2 protein-coding genes are annotated in these 2,753 nt (G+C 76.8%); one reads left to right on the forward strand and one right to left on the reverse strand.

Features of this window, described 5'->3' with window-relative positions:
- The coding region (locus tag ACFE60_RS18625; RefSeq protein WP_375390339.1) for an SCO7613 C-terminal domain-containing membrane protein at positions 1-1,739 on the forward strand (1,739 nt) is incomplete at its 5' end.
- 221 nt (positions 1,740-1,960) lie between these two features.
- Here the strand turns inward: ACFE60_RS18625 and ACFE60_RS18630 are convergent.
- Positions 1,961-2,753 (reverse strand): cache domain-containing protein (locus ACFE60_RS18630; protein ID WP_375390340.1); only part of this gene is annotated, 793 nt, incomplete at its 5' end.

The raw sequence follows: 2,753 nt of genomic DNA on the forward strand, positions 1-2,753 counted from the left end.
CGGCTCTGCTGCTGCTGCTCGCCGTCGTCCCGTCGGCGCAACGGTTCCGGCTGGACCTGAGGGCCGCGGAGGGGGTCGCCGCGGCCGGTGTGCTGCTCGCGATGGGCGGCCTGCTCGTGCGGTCCCCGCTGCAGCCCGGCGTCCTCGCGATCGCCGCGGCCCTGCTCGCGCTCGCCGCCGCGGTGCACCTCCGCCGCGGCGACCCGCGGCTCGAGGCGGCGGTGTCCGCCGCCGTCGGTCCGGTCGCCACCGCGGTCGTGCTGCCGCTCGTGCTCGCGGCGGTGCTCCCGGCCGGCGGGGACGACGGCGGGCTCGCCCTCGCGGCCGGCGTGCTGCTCGCGGCGCTGGTCCGCGCCGTGCTGCTCCGCCGTGCCGACCGCCCCCTCGGCACCGTCCACGACGCCGTGCTGCTCGCGATCGCGGTCCCGCTGCTCCCGTGGACGGGCTGGGCGGCGACCCTCGCGCTCGCGGCGGCGACCGCGGTCGTCGCGTGGCTGGACGGCGAGCCGTTCCGGTCGAGCACCTGGCGCCGGCACGCCGGCTGGGCCGCCGCGGCGCTCGTCGTCCTCGCCGTCTGGCGCGGCCTCGGCGCCGCGGCCGTCCCGGACCAGGAGGCGTACGGGCTGCCGGCCGCCGCGGTGCTGGTCGCGCTCGCCGTGCTGCTCGCGTGGCGGTCCCCCTCCTCCCCGCCGTCGCTGCGATCCGCGCTGGCCGGCATCGGGCTCGGCTTCGCGCTGCTGCCGACCGCGATCGTCGCCGCGGCCGCGCCCGCCGCCACCCCGCGCGCCGTCGTGGTCGTGGCCGGCGCGGGGCTGCTCGTCGTGGCCGCGCCGCTGCTGCCGATCGCGATCCGCGGCGTCGCGGTCCGGATGGTGCTGGTCGTCGTCGCCGGGCCCGTGCTCGTGCTGGTCGCCGCGGCGCGCGCCGCGGGAGAGGGCGGGCCGGTCGGCGCGGCGGAGGCGTGGTGGCTGCCGGCGACCGCGGCGCTGGCCCTGTCGGCCACCGCGCTCGCCGTGCGCCGGGCGCGCCCGGCGTGGTCGCCAGCGGTGCCCGGCGGGCTCGCGGTCCTGCTCGTCACCGCGGTCGGGCTCGCCGCCGCAGGCAGGCCCGAGGAGGTGCCGATCCGCCTGCTCGTCGCGCTCGTGCTCGACGGGGCGCTGCTCGCGGCGATCACGGCCTCCGGCGCCGACCGGACGGTCGCGGGCCGGCCGCTGCAGGTGGCGGGGCTCGTCGGCGCGGCGCTCGCCGCGGTCGTCGGCCTCAGCGTCGCGGCGCCGCTCTCGGACCGCGTCGGTCGGATCGACCCCCTCGAGCTCGTCACCGCGCCGCTCGCGGTCGCCCTGCTCGTCGCGGGTGCCGCCCGGCTGCGCCGGGACGGCCGGCGGCGCACCTGGCCGGAGCTCGGTCCAGGGCTCGTGGTGCTGCTCGTCCCCTCCCTGCTGCTCGACGCGGCGCCGGGCCAGCTGTGGCGCGTCGCCGGGCTCGGCGTCGTCGCGCTCGCCGTGCTGCTCGCCGGCGCGCTGCGCGGCCTCTCCGCCCCGTTCCTGCTGGGCGGCGTCGTCTTCGTGGTGCACGCGCTCGTGCAGCTGTGGCCGGCGATCGCCGCGGTCTACGGCGCGGTGCCCTGGTGGCTCTGGGTAGGGATCGGCGGCGTGCTGCTGATCGTGCTCGCGGCCCGCTACGAGCGCGGGGTGCGCGAGCTGCGGCAGGTCGCCCAGCGGCTGGCGGCGCAGCGCTGACGGCCGGCGCTCGGAGATCGAGACCGGCGCGGCGGCACCGGCACCCCTCTGGCGCCGGCATGCTGTCGGAGGACCTGTTCTCGCGGCGGTCGACATGGGGCCGGTCATCCGCCGTGCCCCTCGCGCAGCGCGTGCGAGACCTCGTCGACCGGCTGCGCGAGCTCCGCGCTGAAGCGCACCACCGGACCCTCGACATCGCGCCCGGGTCTCTGGTCGAGGCCTCACCCGTGGGTGGTGATGACCCGCCAACCGAACGTGCCGACCGCGAACGAATCGGTCTCGGGGCCGGAGCGCAGCAAGGTGCCCGGCGTCACCGCCGGCACCGTCGAAACGATGACGCGACCTTCTCGGTTGACGAGCGACATCGGTCCTGCCGTCAGGAGTTGAGGAGCGAACTCGAGCTCGAACTGCTCGACGGGCATGTCCGCGGCGGCGACGCCGATGAACCCCGCAGCGGTCAGGACGGGCACGGCCAGCGTCAGGACGTAGTCGTCGACTCCGCCGGAGTCGACGTAGGGACCGACGACGATCGGAGTCTCCGACATCCACGCCGCACGGGAGTAGTCGTAGAAGTCCGGCTGCGTCTCGTCGAACTCATGCGGGTGCCGCAGGATCTGACTGGCCTCTCGAACGAACCACGCGCCGGCCAACCGGTTCTCGGGCAGGACCCCGGCGCGGAACAGCACCCCGCACCCGTGCACGGTGCGAGGCATGGCCGAGATGGCGTCGAACGAGGCGCGGTCCAACGCGAGGAGGCCCTCGTCCAGTCCGTGCTCGTCGCGGATGATCGCGGTCATCTCATGTCCGGCCGACTCGGCGAACATCGTCAGTCGCGACATGATCTCGTCGACGTGGGACTGAGCGGCCGTCGCGATGGTGCGGGGATCGTCGAGGCCATCGCCGCGCCGGACGTCACGCGTGGGAGTCAGCGCCGTGAGGCGCAGACGAAGGAGTGCTTCCAACTCGATCTGCGACGCCGCGCCCGCTGCGTTCGCGGCCGCCTCCGGCCCGCGC

Source organism: uncultured Amnibacterium sp. (assembly GCF_964245895.1).
Taxonomy (GTDB): Bacteria; Actinomycetota; Actinomycetes; order Actinomycetales; family Microbacteriaceae; genus Amnibacterium.